Here is an 18,841-nt window from a genome sequence, read left to right on the forward strand (position 1 = left end):
CGTTTTCAATTGTGTCATAGGGATTTGCCTTTATAAATTTTATTTTTTTATTCTATCGAATTGTATATATATTCAGACTTATGATATACTATCAAAATATTATGACACTTTAGTGTTATGAAGGAGGCGGTTTGATGAGCAAGAAAGAGTATCCAATCCCGCAAGGACTGTATCATCCAGATCAAGAGCACGAAGCGTGCGGAATAGGAATGATCGCCAATATTAACGGGGAAAAATCGCACGCAATCGTTCAAAATGCAATCAATATATTGTGCAACCTAGAACACCGGGGTGGCCAATCTTCTGATACGAGCACTGGAGACGGAGCTGGAATTTTAACTCAGATTCCTCATCGTTTTTTCTTGAAACAATGTGAAAAAGAAGGCATCACTTTGCCTGACGAAGGCAAGTATGGCGTCGGTATGCTATTTATGCCACAAGATTACGATTTGCGAATGAAAACCAAGGAAATGATTCATCAAATTATTCAAGAAGAAGGTCAAATTTGTCTTGGATGGCGTCCAGTTCCGGTCAATGATTCGTTCGTTGGAAAAGTTGCAGCAAAAACCAAACCTGTTATTCGTCAAGTATTTGTTGGTGCTGCGCACGGATTGGAAAATCGGATAGACCTTGAGCGGAAATTATACATTATCCGTAAACGAATTGAGCAGACTATGCTTGGAAAAGAAGAGTTTAAAGATGTCTACTTTAGTAGTCTTTCAGCAGGTACGATTGTTTATAAAGGTATGCTAATCCCAGAACAACTAGACTCGTTTTATATTGACCTCAACCATCCTGAATTCAAATCAGCATTGGCTCTCGTCCACTCCCGTTTTAGTACAAATACCTTCCCGAGCTGGCAGCGTTCACACCCTAACCGCTATTCAATCCACAATGGTGAATTTAATACTTTAAGAGGAAACGTCAATTGGATGCGCGCCCGTCAAGTACTATGCGAATCTCCAGCGTTTAATGCGGAAGACCTTCAAAAAGTTTTGCCGGTTATCGATGAAACTGGCAGTGACTCCTCTATGTTCGATAATTGCTTTGAATTTTTGCATTTATCTGGCAGATCGCTCGCGCATACGGCGATGATGATGGTGCCAGAACCTTGGGTCAATGATCCAACTATTAAAAAAGAGAAAAGAGATTTTTATGAATACCACAGCACATTAATGGAACCTTGGGATGGACCAGCTGCGCTTGTCTTTACAGATGGTAAACAAATTGCGGCGTGTCTTGACCGCAACGGTTTGCGTCCTGCTCGTTATTACGTGACGAAAAGTGGCATGATTGTCATGGGTTCAGAAGTAGGGGCTTTGGATATTTTTGCGGATGACATTATTTACAAAGATCGTCTGCGTCCAGGTAAAATGCTATTAGTCGATTTAGAAGAAGGGAAGATTATTCCGGATGAAGAAATCAAACTTCAAATTGCCGGAGAACTTCCTTATAAAGATTTTATCGAAGAAAATATGTTTGATATGGATGATCTTCCAGAGCCTTTGAAACCATCCAACTTTAACGAAACAGAAGCGTTGATTAAAAGACAGCTAGCTTTCGGTTATACAATGGAAGAAGTTCAAAAAATGATCAAGCCACTAGCGACTGAAGGCAAAGATCCTGTTGGTTCAATGGGTTATGATTCGCCATTAGCTGTGCTGTCGAAAAAACCACAACTTCTTTATAATTATTTCAAGCAACTATTTGCTCAAGTAACGAATCCACCGATTGACGCGATTCGTGAACATATAATTACGGCAGCACGCACAACTATTGGGGCAGAAGCTAATTTGGTTCAGCCAACTCCTAAAAGTGCCCGCCACATCCGCTTAGAAACACCCATTTTAACTAATTTTGAGCTCGAAAAGTTACGACAGCAATCGATTGATGATTTTAAAGCTGCTACGATTTCAATTTTATTTGCAAAAAACGGTGGAACACAGGCAATGGCACAACGATTAGATGCAGTTTTTGCAGAAGCGGATCAAGCAATTAAAAAAGGCGTAAAACTGATCATTTTATCTGATCGCGGAGTAAATGAAGAATGTGCAGCGATTCCGGCACTGTTAGCGGTTTCCGGCTTACATCACCATTTGATTCGTGAGAATACACGCATACAGATGAGTATTTTGTTGGAATCTGCGGAACCTCGTGAAGTTCATCATTTTGCTGCTCTTCTAGGTTATGGTGCAGAAGCCATTAATCCATATTTAGCTTTTGATACAATTGAAAACTTGGTTGAAATTGAAGATATACACAATGTTACTTTTGAAGAAGCGCAAGCAACGTATGTGAAAGCTGTTACGGATGGAATCATCAAAGTATTGTCTAAGATGGGAATTTCGACAATTCAAAGTTATCGGGGTGCGCAGATTTTTGAAGCAGTCGGTATTCATATGGATGTAATTGATAAATACTTTACTCGGACTTCTTCTCGACTAGGTGGAATTGGTCTCGATATTATTGCAAAAGAAGTGCTCATGAGACATGCAATAGCTTATCCAGTTGCTCAAGGTGACAATCAAGCATTAGAATCCGGTGACGAATTTCAATACCGTGAAAATGGTGAAAATCATCAATACAATCCGAAAACCATTCATACATTACAACATGCATGCCGAACAAATAACTACGAAGTTTTCAAGAAATACACGAACTTACTAACAGATGAGAAAGCCAACCTTCAATCGTTGCGAGGTTTGATGTCCTTTAAAAAGCGGACGCCAGTACCAATTGAAGAAGTAGAAACGGTTGAAGAAATCTGTGCGCGTTTTAAAACAGGTGCTATGTCATATGGCTCTATTAGTAAAGAAGCGCATGAGGCTCTTGCAATTGCGATGAACCGCGTAGGCGGGAGGAGCAATTCAGGAGAAGGTGGAGAAGAGACTTCTCGCTTTATTCCTGATGAAAATGGAGATAATCGCCGAAGTTCTATCAAGCAAGTAGCTTCTGGGCGGTTCGGTGTAACGAGTCATTACTTAGTGAATGCTGATGAAATTCAAATTAAAGTAGCGCAAGGAGCGAAGCCGGGAGAAGGGGGACATTTGCCAGGTAAGAAAGTTTACCCATGGATTGCAGAAGTTCGTGGTTCGACTCCAGGTGTGGAGCTTATTTCACCACCTCCACATCACGATATTTATTCGATTGAAGATTTAGCAGAATTGATTTTCAATTTAAAAAACGCAAATCCAGATGCACGAATTAGCGTTAAGTTGGTATCGGCTGTTGGGGTTGGAACAATTGCAGCAGGTGTTGCAAAAGGTCGTGCAGATGTCGTATTGATTAGTGGTTATGATGGCGGCACGGGAGCTGCACCAAAGACTAGTTTGAAGCATACCGGTTTGCCGTGGGAGATTGGATTAGCTGAAACGCATCAAACTCTTCTATTAAATGGCTTGCGTGACCGAATTATCGTAGAAACAGACGGCAAAATGATGACAGGTCGAGATGTAGTAACAGCAGCTCTACTTGGAGCTGAAGAATTCGGGTTTTCTACTGCTCCTCTTGTCGTACTGGGCTGCGTTATGATGCGTGTGTGTCATTTGGATACATGTCCAGTTGGCATTGCCACTCAAAATCCAGAACTGCGCGAGAAATACGGTGGAGATCCGGAACATGTCGTAAACTTCATGCGTTTTATTGCGACAGAAGCCCGCGAATTAATGGCAGAACTTGGTTTTCGTACAGTCAATGAAATGATTGGTCGAACAGACGTTATTGAAGCGAATCGGGCCGTTGATCATTGGAAAGCAGGCGGCATTGATTTGAGTGCATTGTTGTACCAGCCAAATCTACCGGAAAAAGTAGGACGCTATGCAACAGTCAAACAAAATCATGAACTAGAACAAACATTAGATTATCAGGAACTGTTGCCACGTTGCAAAAAAGCCATTGAAACAGGTGAACGTGTGGAAGTGGCAACAGCTATTCGGAATATTCATAGAGCTACAGGCACAATTGTGGGCAGTGCTATTTCCAAACGTTATGGTGCAGAAGGCTTACCTGACGACACGATTAACTTAAACTTTCAAGGATCTGCAGGACAGAGCTTCGGCGCATTTATTCCAAAAGGGATGTCGATGAATTTAATAGGAGATGCCAATGACTTTGTCGGTAAAGGCTTGTCAGGCGGTAAAATTATGGTTTATCCAGCATTGGATTCAACATTCCTACCCGAGAAAAACATTATTATTGGTAACGTGTCGTTTTATGGGGCATCTGCAGGTGAGGCTTATATTTATGGCGTCGCAGGCGAACGTTTTGCGGTCAGAAACAGTGGCGCGAAAATTGTCGTTGAAGGTGTAGGCGATCATGGTTGTGAATACATGACAGGTGGTCGAGTAGTCATTCTTGGACAAACGGGTAAAAACTTTGCGGCTGGTATGTCAGGTGGCATAGCATATGTTCTCGATGAAGAAGGGACATTCAATGAACGCTGCAATCCAGAAATGGTTCATTTGCAGCCGCTTGCCGATCCAGCAGAAATTGAAGAGTTGCGAGAAATGATCCAAAAACATGTGCATTATACGAGCAGTACCAACGGAACACGGTTACTGGCGCATTGGGAGATTTACTCCGCAAAATTTGTGCGCGTCATTCCGAAAGCTTATCTGCAAATCAATGAACGAATCAGCAAGTTGCAAAGTAGTGGCATGGCAAGAGATGAAGCTGAAATGGCAGCGTTTGAAGAAAGTAAAATGGCTGGAGTTTAGGTCAGAAAATTACAACAGTAATCTGCAGACATAATCGAATGAATTGTGAATAGGAGGGAAACGATGGGGAAACCAACTGGATTTATGGAATATGACAGACAAACAGTCAAAGAGCGTAAAACCGGTGAGCGCACAAAGGATTGGAACGACTATACAATTCCTTTGTCAGATGAAGAAGTAGCAAAACAAGGAGCACGTTGTATGGATTGTGGAGTGCCAACTTGTCATACCGGAATGGAACTAGATAATGTAACGACGGGTTGCCCTGTAAATCACCTCATCCCAGAATGGAATGATCTTGTTTACCGCGGTCAATGGAAAGAAGCGTTACACCGTGAGCACCTGAAAAACAACTTTCCTGAATTTACAGGAGTGGCTTGTCCGGCTCCTTGTGAAGGCGCCTGTGTACTAGGCATCAATGCACCCCCTGTAGCCATTCGTACAGTCGAACGTTCCATTATCGAACGTGGATTTGCAGAAGGCTGGGTTGTGCCTGAACCACCTAAAACGCGAACCGGTAAAAAAGTAGCAGTGATTGGTTCTGGACCAGCTGGACTCGCTGCCGCTGCTCAATTGAATAAAGCAGGACATTTAGTAACAGTTTTCGAAAAAAGTGACCGTGTGGGTGGCTTGCTGACATACGGAATTCCAGAAATGAAACTGTCATACGATATGGTCACAAGACGTGTCAAGATTCTTGAGCGAGAAGGTATCACTTTTATCACAAGTGTAGAAGTTGGGAAGAATTACCCTTCTGCTAAATTGCAGAATGATTTTGATGCAGTAGTCATGTGTACCGGTTCAACCGTCCATCGGAATATTGATGTGGAAGGTCGTGCATTAGAGGGCGTCCATTTTGCCATGGACTTCCTGCACGCGAGTACAAAAAGTTTGCTGGATTCGAATTTTGATGATGGCAATTATATTTCGGCTAAAGATAAAAACGTCATTGTCATCGGAGGTGGAGATACCGGGACAGATTGTTTAGCGACGTCTGTTCGTCACGAATGCAAGAGTCTCGTTCAGTTTGATGTCTACGATAAAAAAGGCGTGATTCGTGACGAAAAAGGCAATCCGTGGCCACAATACCCGAAAATTCACCGTGTCGAATACGGCCACAAAGAAGCGGCTGCTACTTTTGGCGAAGATCCGCGAGCTTACGCGGTTATGACAAAGAAATTTGTTGGCAATAGCGAAGGGCAAGTCAAGGAAGTGCACACCGTTAATGTGAAATTGAAAATAGATGAGCAAGGCAACCGGATCCGTGAGGAAATTCCAGGCACTGAAAAAGTTTGGAAAGCGGATTTGGTCTTAATCGCTATCGGCTTTAGCGGACCTGAACAAGACCTAATTCAACAATTAGAGCTCGAGACAGAGAAAAATTCCCGAGTAAAAGCGGAGTATGGAAAATACACGACTAATGTAGAAGGTGTATTTGCAGCAGGAGATGTTCGCCGTGGTCAAAGTTTAATTGTTTGGGCAATAAATGAAGGACGGGAAGCAGCGCGTGAATGTGACCGGTTCTTGATGGGTTCTACTGTGTTACCGTGACGAACAATTAACTAACTGCATAAAAGAATATCGAAATGAGGAGCCATGACACAAGGTAAGAGGTGTCATGGTTTTTGCAACTTTACTCAAAGCTTTACAGAGAGTTGTTTAAGGGTAACAACTAAATTTTCCTAATTAGTCATAGGGTTTATAACGATATTTTTATCCAATAAATACAATAGAGTATTGTAGAAAAATGTCGAAATGTATATACTATAAAGAGTGCAAAGATGGGATTTAAAGTAAATTAATTATGAGAAGATACATACTTCTACGTATTAATATAGTTGGATTTTTATTTTTGTAGCTAAATTCGAAACAGGGGGAGTAAATATGTTCAAGAAAAATTTGATCGCTGCATTATTTGCATTATTACTGGTAATCGGGATGGGTACGACAGGATTTGCGAACAATAACGTTCAGAGCGTAGAATATGGCATTACAGAAGATATGACTCCAGAAATAGCAAAAGCAATTGCTGATGTTAACAGTACGAATGCAAAAATATATGTAGAAATTAATAAAGCAATAGATAAATCTGAAAAAATGTATGCTAAGTATCAAAAGGACATATCTAAACAACCGAATTTGGTAAGACAAGCTGAGTTGACAAAGAAATATGGCGAAAGATCCGATAAGTTGATTAGTGATTTAAAAGAGCAAACTGAAAAAATGACACTTAAAGGTATTGAAAAAGCTGAACGAGCTGGTTTAGAAGTAGAAATAGAACTTGTCTCAATAACGTTCGCTGATCGAACTGAGAAAATTGATCCGATTGTAGTGGTTTCCTGGTAATTGGATTGTATGTAAGAGAGCAGTGTGAATTTATAATAGTTTTGTGTTTACAAAGGATGTGCATATGATGAAAGGTTTGGATATATTAAAGCGCAATCATCTTGAGAAAGTGGAGAATGGCGCAACAACTCTTCGCTTACTAGGCAGAGGCAATGGACTAGAGGTGATGAGGCAATCTATTCTAAAAGACAATACTTTCATATTATTTCCAAGTGAAGATGATAATGCTTGTGAGTTTTTTTATATTCTCAGCGGTGATATCCAAGCTGAGATAGACGGGATACCGATGAAAATTGGATCTAATGACTTTTTTTCATGTACTAATTTAGAGAGCCCTGTGCATTTTACGGTCTTAAGTGATGTAGAACTTCTGTCGATATCTACTGTTCCAGTTTTTCATTATGTTAGTAAGTTGATAGAAGACTTACGCAAAATTGGACAATTGGTCGAAAAAAAAGACAGATACACATTTAATCATAGTTCGCGTGTAGCAAACTATGCTGTTAAAATAGCCGCAAAACTAAAATTAAGTAGAGAGCATATGGAGAATCTATTGTTGGCCTCTATGTTGCACGATATTGGCAAAATTAACATTCCGGAAGAAATTTTGAAAAAGCCAGGAAAGTTAACAGATGAAGAATTCGATTTGATGAAAAAACATCCAGGTGACGGTGCTAACATGATTCGAGAAACACCTTATGCAGAAATTGCAGCTATCGTTGAACAACATCACGAGCGTGTTAACGGAAAAGGCTATCCATTTGGACTAATGGCTGAAGAAATATTGTTAGAAGCTAAAATTATCGGGGTATGCGATACATTCGATGCGATGACAGAAGACAGAGCGTACCGATCTGCATTTTCTGCTGAACATGCGATGACCGAAATCAAAAATTTAATTGGGATTCAATACGATGGAGAAGTTGTTAACGCCTTCGAACAAGTAATAAAAGAAGAAGGCAAACTAATTTCATAAATGCTAAATCTAGACGCCTGAAATATTTTGAGGTGTCTTTTGTTTTGTTGAAAATGTTTAAGAGTGTCTCATTTAGTCAATACTTTATACACAATCATTTATACAATTGAGGAGGAATTCATATGGCTAGAAAATCATCAGGTGGCGTGTTCGGTAAACTTGTATTGATTGGCCTCGGTGCATTAATTGGTTCGGCAATGACTCAGCAGAAAACAGGAACAAGTGGGACCTCTCAAACGAGCAAAGCAGATATGAAAGCGAATATTAAAAAAGGGCTCGATCGTTTAAATGAGCAATCTGGTGGAATGGTAGATAAAGTGAAACCCACAGTTAACAAAGCTGTTGAAAAAGTGAAAACAGCAATTGATGCACAACAAGACATGATGAACAAGGAAAAGGATGCGTTGGATAAAGCTAACAAAACATTGCAAGACGAAGTTGGAAAGAATACTGACAAGCGTACTCATTCAACTACTGATAAAACCGATACAAGTTCTACAGAAAGTGTTTCTCCTAACACCAACAAACCAACAGGTGGGATTTATGGAGGAAGCACCAAATATACGGAGTCACTAAAAAAAGGTGTGTCGAATGACTCAGAGAAAAAGAATGATTCAACATTTGGCAAAGACAATTCTTCTCCTAACACCAAGGAAACATTTGGTGGAAGTACGGAATATACAGATTCCTTGAAAAAGAACTTATCGGAAAATTCGTCGAAAAAAGATAATTTACCTAAAGATGATTCAACATTCGGAAAATGAATTTGATATAATAAAAGAAGAAAAAACTATGCACGTTTGCAGAAACGGCATAGTTTTTTTCTTTCTTATTTTATCGGAATATTCGAAAAATGAAAGGGGATGCTAGCTTGTTTAAAACTTATTCAACGGGCGCATTTTTTGATGAAATGTTTACGCCATATGGAAAACCAAAATCACATTACCGAAATTTCTTTGACGTCCTTCAAAGATTTTCAGAAGAAGAGCTGAGAGAAAAGCATGAAACAGCTCAATTGTCTTTTTTAAGGCAAGGAATTACATTCACTGTCTACAACAATAACGTGGGCACTGAAAGAACCATGCCTTTTGATTTTGTTCCCATTATCATTCCTTCTGAAGACTGGGAAGTGATTGAAAAAGGAATGATTCAACGAGCGGAAGCACTCAATCAATTTTTGGAAGATGTCTATCATGACAAACGGATTCTTCAAGATGGAATCGTTCCGAGAGGACTAGTCGAAGACAATCCCTATTATTACGATGAACAAATAAAGGGAATTGATATTCCGTTAAAAAATCATATTTTTTTAGCAGGCATTGATTTGATTCGTGATGAGAATGGGAAATACCATGTGCTTGAAGATAATTTACGCAATCCGTCAGGCTTGTCTTATGTCTATCAAAACCGTTACGTCATGCGTCAAGTCTACCCCGAATTTTTTGCCAGTCAGTCAGTTCACACCCTCGAGCACCAATTGTCTCATTTGCATCAAGCGATATTAGATCATGCACCAGAATCAAGAAAAGATAAGGCTTTTGCCGTTTTGTTGACACCTGGTATGTACAACTCTGCCTATTACGATCATGTCTTTTTAGCCCAACAGATGGGAATCGATTTAGTAGAAGGCAGGGACCTTATTGTTAAAAAGAATATTGTTTATATGAAATCGATGAGAGGGTTAAAGCGTGTCGATATTATTTATCGTCGAATTGATGATGATTATTTAGATCCTGAAGCATTTTTGGCTCACTCTGCCTTGGGCGTTCCTGGTTTATTGCTGGCTTATAGAAAAGGCAATGTGGCGATTTTGAACGGTATTGGCAATGGTGTGGCAGACGATAAAGCGATATACGCTTATGTTCCGGATATGATTCGCTATTATTTGAACGAAGAGCCGATCATTGACAATGTAAAAACGTATTTACTCGATAGACCTGAAGAACGGGAATGGGTTTTAGAACATCTAGACGAATTAGTAGTCAAGAATGTAGGGTCTTCAGGTGGCTACGACATGTTAGTCGGACCACATGCATCTAAAGAGCTAATCGAAGAATTCCGAGAAAAAATTATTCAATCCCCTCATCAATATATTGCCCAACCTACGATTAAACTATCTAGAGCTCCTGCATACCAAGGAGAAGAATTTTATCCATGCCATGTTGATTTGAGAGTGTTTGTGATCCGAGGGGTAGATACACAGGTTATGCCGGGCGGACTATCCCGTGTTGCCTTGAAAAAAGGATCGCTTGTCGTCAATTCTTCACAAGGCGGTGGCGGAAAAGATACGTGGGTATTTAAGAAAAGAGAAGAGGAGGGGACTCCTAATGCTTAGTCGTGTAGCGAATTCGTTGTATTGGATGTCAAGAAATGTTGAACGAGCGGAAAATAATGCGCGAATTTTGGATGTTCAATTATTACGAATGATCGAAGCTTCTGACGAAGAACTAGTCGGTGGCAGTGATTGGAAACTTATTTATGAAATTTGTGCTTCAACAGAGACAATGGAACAAATCAAATCGATGCCTAGTTACCAAGAAGATCAGCTTGTTTATTATTTAGCGATGGAGAAAAGCAACTTTAATTCTGTTGCAAGCTGTGTAAGAGTTGTTCGTGAAAATGCAAGAATTAGCAGAGATCATATTCCTGATGACTACTGGGAAGCTTGGAATCGCTGTTACTTAATGTTAAAGGAAATGGATCAGCAAAGCTGTACAGTTCAAGAAATGCGTGTATTTCTTGAACAAGTCAAGTTAACGTCATTGATTACGCAAGGAATCGTTGAATCTTCGATGCCGCGTGGTGTCCCTTACCAAATTATCAAAATAGCCAAATGGTTGGAACGCGCAGAAAAAACAGCACGTATTTTAAATGTCGTTTGCGAGCGAACAAGAGAACGGTCGGTAGAAACCCAATCGGAAGATTACTATTACTGGCTAGCTGCTTTACGAATGACGAATGGGTACAATGCTTATTTAAAAATGAATCCACCGCAGATGAAGCCAAAGAGAGTGTTGGCGTTTTTGATTGCGAATACTGATTTTCCGCGTTCGATTCGTTATTGCCTTGCGCACGTTCGTCAAGCAATCGATGAATTGGAAGGTGGGAAAATTTCTCATTATTCATGGGAACTCTATGCAAAATTAGATCAGTTGCAAGCGGAATTTAAAGAAATTAGTATAGATGAGCTAAGCTCGGACGAAATTATGGATTTTCTAAACGACTTCCAAAATGGCTGTAATGAAGTGGGACATATTTTTTCGAAAACCTATTATTTAAGCGATTCTGAGATAAACTCTGTAGAGTCCAGCCAATCACAAAGCATGGGCGCGAAAGGAATAACATCTATGAAATATAAAGTTGAACATACGAATGTTTTCGAGTATGAAACTATTGTCGATCAAAGCATGAATTCAATTCGGTTAAAGCCAAGAACCGATGAATGTCAGCGACTTTTATCTTACCGTGCCGACATTACACCTGCTTCTTTGACGAAAGAACATATCGATATTTGGGGCAATCACGTGGAAACATTTTTTATTGCTGAGCACCATCAACATCTTGAAGTCAAGACAACATCAATTGTCAGCATTCAAAAAAGTCCGTTTATTCACAGAATTGATTACTCACCAGAAATGAATGCTATTTTTCATTCGCAATTATTCGGTGAGCATTATTTAGCGTTTTTGAGTAATACAGCATATACCTACTTAACCGTGGAGCAAATGAGTCAAATCGACCGTGAACTTGGAATCATGAAGAATCCAGTGCAATATGCAATTGATGTAATGGAATACATTCATCAGCATTTTACGTACGATGGCGAATCTACGACTGTCGATACGAAAGCGGAAGAATCTTTTAACCTTAGAAAAGGTGTTTGTCAGGATATTACGCACGTGATGTTAGGGATTTTGCGTTGCAAGCACATACCGGCGCGTTACGTTAGTGGCTATTTGTATGTAGGCGAAAACTCTGCACTAGTGGGTGATGCTGCGAGTCATGCATGGGTAGAAGTAATGGTGCCGGGCATCGGTTGGGTCGGTCTAGATCCTACTAATAATGTGGAAGCGTTGGAAAGCCATATTCGGGTTGGTGTTGGTCGGGATTATAACGATGTCAGCCCGGTTCAAGGGGTTTACCGTGGGGGAAGCCAATCGTTGGATGTTAAAGTCTCAGTGAGTCTCATGGATCAGTAGTAACTCTTGTGCCGCACGATTTTTACCGTTATTAACATTGACGAAGCTGGATAAAACTTAATAATCGTTTAACTGCAGAATTTTCTAATCCGTGCGATAATAGGAGAACCTGAAATTTTTGAACGGAGATGGAGAATAATTATGAACAATAAAAAGTTTAGTGAGTACGGAGTAAGTGAACCAATTGTAAAGGCTCTTGAAGGACTGGGCTATACAGAACCGACAGAAGTCCAAAGTAAAGTGATTCCTGTAGCATTGTCAAAGACTGACCTAACCGTAAAGTCGCAAACAGGAAGCGGTAAAACAGCAGCGTTCGGAATTCCAATCTGCGAACTAGTTGACTGGGAAGAAAACAAACCGCAAGCATTAATTTTGACACCAACGCGAGAATTAGCAGATCAGGTAAAAGAAGATTTAACAAATATCGGCCGCTTTAAACGCATTAAAGCAGCGGCAGTTTATGGTAAACAGCCTTTTGCTTATCAGCAGGCTGAACTCAAGCAAAAATGTCACGTCGTCGTTGGAACACCGGGCCGTGTTTTTGATCATATTGAACGTGGAACATTGAACTTAGAGCGTATAGAGTACTTAGTTCTTGATGAAGCGGATGAGATGCTGAATATGGGCTTTGTCGAACAAGTAGAGGCTATTATCAACAAATTGCCGAAGCAGCGCACAACCATGCTATTTTCAGCGACTTTGCCTGAAAATGTAGAAAAACTGCAGAAAAAATACATGACTGATCCCAAGCATATAGAAATTGCTGCCACTGAAAGCTTAACAGCTCAAATCGATCATTCGTTATTTGTTGTTGCTGAACAGAAGAAGTTTTCGTTGTTACGTGACGTAACAATTGTTGAAAATCCGGATAGCTGCATTATTTTCTGTCGCACAAAAGACAATGTCGATTTTGTCATGGAACAATTGGAAAAGCATTATTATACTTGTGATAAATTGCACGGTGGTATGCTTCAAGAAGATCGTACAGCAGTCATGAACGATTTTAAGCGTGGCGAATTCCGTTACTTAGTAGCGACAGATGTTGCAGCACGCGGAATTGATATTGACAGTATTACGCACGTCATTAATTATGACTTGCCAATGGAGAAAGAAAGTTATGTGCACCGTTCAGGCCGTACCGGACGTGCGGGTAAAACAGGAAGAGCGATTTCGTTTGTAACACCAAACGAGGATAAATTTCTTGCGGAAATCGAAGAGTATATCGGATTTGAAATTCCGCGTAGAACAGCTCCTTCAGTTAATGATGTGGATCGTGCAATGCCTGCGTTTACTGAGAAGCTTGAAAGCCGTCCAAAACTCAAAAGAAATAAAAATGAACAAGTGAATAAAGATATTCTTAAGTTGTACTTTAATGGTGGCAAGAAAAAGAAACTTCGTGCTTTTGATTTCGTTGGAACTTTGACGAGCATTCCGGGAGTGACAGCTGAAGACATTGGGATTATTAAAATTCAAGATACAGTGACGTATATTGATATTTTGAACGGCAAAGGCCCTATGGTGCTAAAAGCGATGAAAGATAAAACCATAAAAGGAAAGACACTCAAAGTGCATAAAGCAAATAAATGAGTAGCAACCACAGGCATTTAAAAGCCTGTGGTTTTTTATTTTCCTGGAAATAAAATTGGCATGTAACATATGAAATAGTTAAAAAGTCTTTTTATATACCATTATTTAGGATAAAAAATATGTCTATGCAATACTTATGTCACAAAATGAATTCTTATTGTAATGGAATATGTTCTTTATTGTTACACGTCTGTAATATTACCGTGCTATTTTGGTTGTACTTAGAAAAAGCAAAGGGGATAGCGGATTGAAAAAACTATTAATCGTATTGAGTTTTGCACTGGTTTTATTCCTAAGCACTTCGATCGTAAGTTCGGCTGCAACTAATGTTTACACAGTAAAAAGTGGGGACACATTATATAAGATTGCGAAAACACAAAAAGTATCGGTTAGTAATTTAAAGATTTGGAATGGCTTAAAATCCAATACAATCCATCCAAAACAAAAACTCAAATTGAAAAAAACAACAGCAAAGCCAGCTTCTAAAAAACCGACTCCATCACGTGCTACGAGTGGATCGGTAAAAAAAGAGTTTACAGTTAGTTCAACAGCCTATACAGCATATTGCAAAGGGTGTTCAGGAGTGACAAGAACTGGACTTAACTTAAAGAAGAATCCTGGACTAAAAGTTATCGCAGTAGATCCGAAGGTCATTCCGCTAGGGACGAAAGTTCATGTTGAAGGCTATGGCTATGCGGTTGCTGGGGACACGGGCGGCGCTATCAAAGGTAAAAAAATTGACGTTTTCATCCCAACTCAAAGCAAAGCACTTAAGTGGGGACGCAAAAATGTAAAAATAAAAATACTTAACTAAAAAAACTCCGACTCATTTTCATGAGTCGGAGTTTTTTTAATTAAAAAGAGATGTCATTTGATATTCAATCTGTGTTTTACAAAAATACAATTACAGGTCGTTCTCTTAAAATGGGTTTATCTACTTGAGCCGCACATTGAAAAGATCAAAAGAGGGTAAACTCAAATAAATAGTCTTTTATTAACTTACACGGTATAATATTTGTATAGTAAATGTAGAACTTTTAGGGTGATTCGAAATGGAGGGCATCTGTTATGCCGGAAAAAATGATTGTCATAGGAGCTGGACCAGGCGGTTTAGCTGCAGCTATGCTATTGGCCAGTAAAGGCTATCAAGTAGACGTCTACGAAAAACAACCATGGGTCGGAGGCAGAAATGCCGAACTGCGCCTTGGTGACTTTACCTTTGATACAGGGCCTACTTTTTTAAGTATGTTGCATTTGGTAGAAGAACTGTTTGAAGCTACTGGACGCGACTTAAAAGATTATATGAATGCAGTTGAGTTGGATCCTATGTATGAGCTGATTTTTGAAGATCAAAATTTGATCATGACACGGAATAATCAAGAGATGAAGAAACAAATAAATAAGAGCTTTAAAGGTGATGGAGACGGATATGAACGTTTCATGAAAGAAACAGGGAAAAAGCTAGAAGCCTTATCGCCTATGTTGCAATCGAAGATGGACAGTTATTTTGATATGGTTCACCCGAAAGTTTTAAAAGCTCTTCCAGAACTTGAAGTAAACAAAACTTTGTACGACGTATTATCTCGCTACTTTAAAGATGAACGGATGAAAATGGCGTTTGCTTTTCAATCGAAATACTTAGGAATGTCGCCGTGGGAATGCCCTGGTGCTTTTTCAATTCTTTCCTATATGGAACATGCTTACGGCATCTATCATCCAATTGGTGGGGTCAATCAATTATCACAAGCGATGGCAAAAGTGGTAAAAGAATTAGGTGGGAAAATTCACACGAGTACGGATGTAAAGAAATTATGGATTGAAAATCGCAAAGTTAAAGGCGTAGACCTTGAAAATGGTGAGCGTAAAAGAGCGGACGAAGTAATCATTAATGGGGATTTTGCTCACGCGATGAACAATTTAGTGGAACCGGGGATTCTGAAAAAATACACACCTGAAAAATTGGCAAAGAAAAAATATTCTTGCTCAACATTTATGTTGTATTTAGGATTGGATAAAAAATACGATCTCTCTCATCACACAATTGTATTTGCAAAAGACTACAAAAAAAATGTTGAAGAGATGACGAAGTCTCGTATTCTTTCAGCAGACCCTTCGATTTATGTGCAGAACGCTAGTGTCACTGATCCGACCTTGGCACCAGAAGGGAAATCAGCGCTCTATATTTTAGCACCTGTGCCTAATAATTTTAGTGATATTGGCTGGGAAAAAGAACAACATGCCTTCCGAGAATTGGTGTTGGACACGATTGAAGAAAAAACAGAGTTTAAAGACTTGAGAAGTCACATTGAAGTTGAAAAAATGCTGACACCTATGGGTTGGCAAGAAGATTATTCAGTTTATCAAGGAGCAACATTTAACCTCGGACATCAACTAACTCAAATGATGGTATTTCGTCCTCACAATAAATTTGAAGAATTAGGGAATTGCTGGTTGGTTGGTGGGGGAACTCATCCAGGAAGTGGGTTGCCGACTATTTTGGAGTCTGCGCGCATAACAGCTAACGGCATTCTTCAGCAACACGGAAAAACAGGAATACCAATTTTACCTCTACCTAAAATGGAGGGATTTGCATGAAAATAGCTATGGTCGGTGGTGGCGTCGGTGGTCTGATGGGCGCTTTATATTTATCGAATATGGGATTTGACGTTACTATTTTGGAAAAAGAGAAGAAGCTGGGCGGTCGCTTAACTTTCGTAGAAAGAGACGGTTTCAAAGTAGATCAAGGTCCAACCATCGTCTTATTACCTGAAATGTTTCAAGAACTACTCCAACAAGCAGGGATTCAAGCAGAGGATATCGAATTGTTATTATGTGATCCACTTTATTCAATTCGTTTTCCAGATGGTACGGTGTATACCAAGTACCCAGATATTGATCGTCAGTTACAAGAAATCGAAAACGTCTTTCCAACTGAAAAAGAAGGATTTCTTCGATTTATCTCAGAAGGGCGTGAACGCTTTAAAATTGGCAAGTCCTCATTTTTAGAACATTCATTTGTAAAAAAAGCCGATTTTTGGACAGCGGGAAATATAAAAAAACTATTAAAGCTAAAACCTCACCAGTCTGTTAATAAGCTGATGTCGAATTACTTTCGGGATGAACGGTTGCAATTAGCGTATTCCTTACAATCTTTGTATATCGGTGGAGATCCTTTTCGTGCTCCAGCGATGTATGCTCTTGTTCCTTTTAGCGAACATGAACACGGAGTGTATTATTTAAAAGGTGGGTACGGTAGCTTGATTCCAGTTCTGGAAAAAGAATTGCGAGCACGTAATAATGTCACGATTAAAACAGAGATTTCAGTACAACAAATCGTCATAGAAAATCAGCAAGCAAAAGGAATTGAGACGGCAGAAGGCTTTGAAGCATTTGACGCAATTGTTTACAACGGTGATTTTCCAGGTATCGAAAAAATAGTGCCAGCGCAGAAAAAACGAAAGTACACAGCTTCTTCAGGATGTGTCTTGTTGTATTTTGGGCTAAATAAGGTTTATGAAGAAGGCAATGTGCATCAATTTTTCATGGGTGATAGCTATGAAGATCATATGGATGATGTATTCATGAAAAAGCAGAAAACGGAAAATCCGGCCATCTACACCTTCCATCCATCGAAAATAGATGATTCGTTGGCTCCAGAAGGTAAAGGTGTTCTTTATGTATTGGTTCCAGTACCTTCAGGAACAGATATCGACTGGGCAAACGATACCGTCTGGATTGACAAAATTATTGATCGCATGGAGAAGTTAGCTTTTCCAAATTTCCGAGAAGCCGTCGAGTGGATGGAAATTCGGACGCCTAAAGAAGCAGAAGCTTTTGGTTTGTTTAAAGGAGGCAGTTTTGGAATCGGTCCGACTTTGTTCCAGTCAGGCGTTTTTCGTCCTCAAGTCAAACCATTTAAGACAGATCATTTGTATGCAGTTGGTGCCTCAGTTCATCCAGGAGGAGGAATACCGATTGTCATGCAAGGTGCAAAACTGCTAGCAGAGCAAATACAAAGCGATTTTGCAAAGGAAAGGGGCAACGCATGATGGACTTAAAAGATGCTTATACCTCCTGTGAAAAAGTTATTGCTATGCATTCGAAAAGTTTTTATAAAGCTTTTTCTTTATTGCCAAAGGAAAAGCGTAAAGCTGTCTGGGCCGTTTATACGTTTTGCCGTACAGTTGACGACATTGTAGACGAAGGACTAAATTCAAAAGAAGAGCTCGAGCAATTTAAGCGTGATTTTAATGAATTCATAGAAGGCGTTTATGATTCTGAAAATCCGATGTGGGTGGCGCTTGCTCACGTATTCGAAAATTATGAAATGGATGTCGAGGCATTTTTAGGGTTGATCACGGGGCAAGAAATGGATTTGACGATCAACCGCTACCGAACGATGGAAGAACTGTTGAACTACAGTTATCACGTGGCAAGTACAGTCGGACTGATGCTGCTGCCAATTTTGGCGCCAGGTAAAACAGCCGTTCTAAAAGAAGGTGCTATTTCTCTTGGCTATGCCATGCAGATAACCAATATTCTCCGTGATATCGGAGAGGATCTAGAGATGGGTAGAATCTACTTGCCGGAAGAAATTATGCACAAATACGAACTAGACGAAGAGGAGCTGCGATCTGGAATTGTGAGTCCGCAATTTATTGCTGTTTGGGAATGTTTAGCAGACGAAGCCGAATTTCATTATAAAAAAGCGTTTGAAACAATTCAAGACTACCCACTGTCTTCAAGAGTTCCAGTCAAGGGGGCAGCGCTCGTATACCGAGAAATTCTTTCGACCATCCGCTTGAAAGAATACAATGTCTTCAGCGAAAAGCATTACGTACCAGACAAATCAAAACAAGCAATCCTAGCTTGCTTGTAAAAAGAAAAGCGTAAGCACCCGTGTAGCTCTGCCGGGCATAAGATGATCTGGCGAAGCGGCGTACTTTGCCGCACAGCCAGAGTGGCTTATGACCCAAAGAGCTGGGTGCTGGAGCTGAACAAAAGAAAAGCGTAAGCAC

The 18,841-nt window shown here is 39.9% G+C and carries 12 protein-coding genes; all 12 read left to right on the forward strand.

Annotated features, from left to right (window positions below; translation table 11 throughout):
• Positions 1-134 precede the first annotated feature (134 nt).
• The 12 genes from gltB (at position 135) to QMF37_RS00320 (ending at position 18,702) form a co-directional block, all read left to right on the forward strand.
• Entirely contained in the window at positions 135-4,715 is a 4,581-nt protein-coding gene (gene gltB / locus QMF37_RS00265; RefSeq protein WP_283475873.1) for a glutamate synthase large subunit, read from the forward strand.
• A 63-nt stretch (positions 4,716-4,778) separates the two neighbouring features.
• On the forward strand, positions 4,779-6,266 hold the full coding sequence (locus QMF37_RS00270) for a glutamate synthase subunit beta (protein ID WP_071152696.1): 1,488 nt from the start codon (positions 4,779-4,781) through the stop codon (positions 6,264-6,266).
• A gap of 333 nt (positions 6,267-6,599) precedes the next feature.
• Complete coding sequence (locus QMF37_RS00275) at positions 6,600-7,061, forward strand: hypothetical protein (RefSeq protein WP_283475876.1); 462 nt, start codon at positions 6,600-6,602, stop codon at positions 7,059-7,061.
• A 67-nt stretch (positions 7,062-7,128) separates the two neighbouring features.
• Entirely contained in the window at positions 7,129-8,037 is a 909-nt protein-coding gene (locus QMF37_RS00280; RefSeq protein WP_283475878.1) for an HD-GYP domain-containing protein, read from the forward strand.
• A 122-nt stretch (positions 8,038-8,159) separates the two neighbouring features.
• A complete protein-coding gene (locus tag QMF37_RS00285; RefSeq protein WP_283475880.1) occupies positions 8,160-8,801 on the forward strand; it encodes a hypothetical protein in 642 nt (213 codons plus the stop codon).
• Between the two features lie 107 nt (positions 8,802-8,908).
• Positions 8,909-10,372 carry a circularly permuted type 2 ATP-grasp protein gene (locus QMF37_RS00290; protein ID WP_143039484.1) on the forward strand — a complete coding sequence of 488 codons (1,464 nt, stop codon included), beginning with the start codon at positions 8,909-8,911 and terminating at the stop codon, positions 10,370-10,372.
• Positions 10,365-12,236: an alpha-E domain-containing protein gene (locus tag QMF37_RS00295; RefSeq protein WP_078080750.1), complete on the forward strand. Its 1,872-nt coding sequence runs from the start codon at positions 10,365-10,367 to the stop codon at positions 12,234-12,236. Before QMF37_RS00290 ends, QMF37_RS00295 begins: the two co-directional genes overlap by 8 nt.
• A gap of 141 nt (positions 12,237-12,377) precedes the next feature.
• Complete coding sequence (locus QMF37_RS00300) at positions 12,378-13,823, forward strand: DEAD/DEAH box helicase (protein WP_071152692.1); 1,446 nt, start codon at positions 12,378-12,380, stop codon at positions 13,821-13,823.
• 247 nt (positions 13,824-14,070) lie between these two features.
• Positions 14,071-14,637 (forward strand): 3D domain-containing protein, encoded by a 567-nt coding sequence (locus QMF37_RS00305; protein ID WP_071152691.1) that lies wholly within the window; start codon positions 14,071-14,073, stop codon positions 14,635-14,637.
• Between the two features lie 254 nt (positions 14,638-14,891).
• On the forward strand, positions 14,892-16,418 hold the full coding sequence (locus tag QMF37_RS00310) for a phytoene desaturase family protein (protein ID WP_283475886.1): 1,527 nt from the start codon (positions 14,892-14,894) through the stop codon (positions 16,416-16,418).
• Positions 16,415-17,872 (forward strand): phytoene desaturase family protein, encoded by a 1,458-nt coding sequence (locus QMF37_RS00315; protein WP_078080748.1) that lies wholly within the window; start codon positions 16,415-16,417, stop codon positions 17,870-17,872. The genes QMF37_RS00310 and QMF37_RS00315 overlap by 4 nt, the downstream gene beginning before the upstream one ends.
• Positions 17,869-18,702, forward strand: coding sequence for a phytoene/squalene synthase family protein (locus tag QMF37_RS00320; protein WP_071152690.1), 834 nt, complete (start codon positions 17,869-17,871; stop codon positions 18,700-18,702). The genes QMF37_RS00315 and QMF37_RS00320 overlap by 4 nt, the downstream gene beginning before the upstream one ends.
• The last annotated feature ends 139 nt before the right edge of the window (positions 18,703-18,841 follow it).

This window comes from Planococcus sp. S3-L1 (assembly GCF_030063085.1).
GTDB classification, from domain to species: domain Bacteria; phylum Bacillota; class Bacilli; order Bacillales_A; family Planococcaceae; genus Planococcus; species Planococcus kocurii.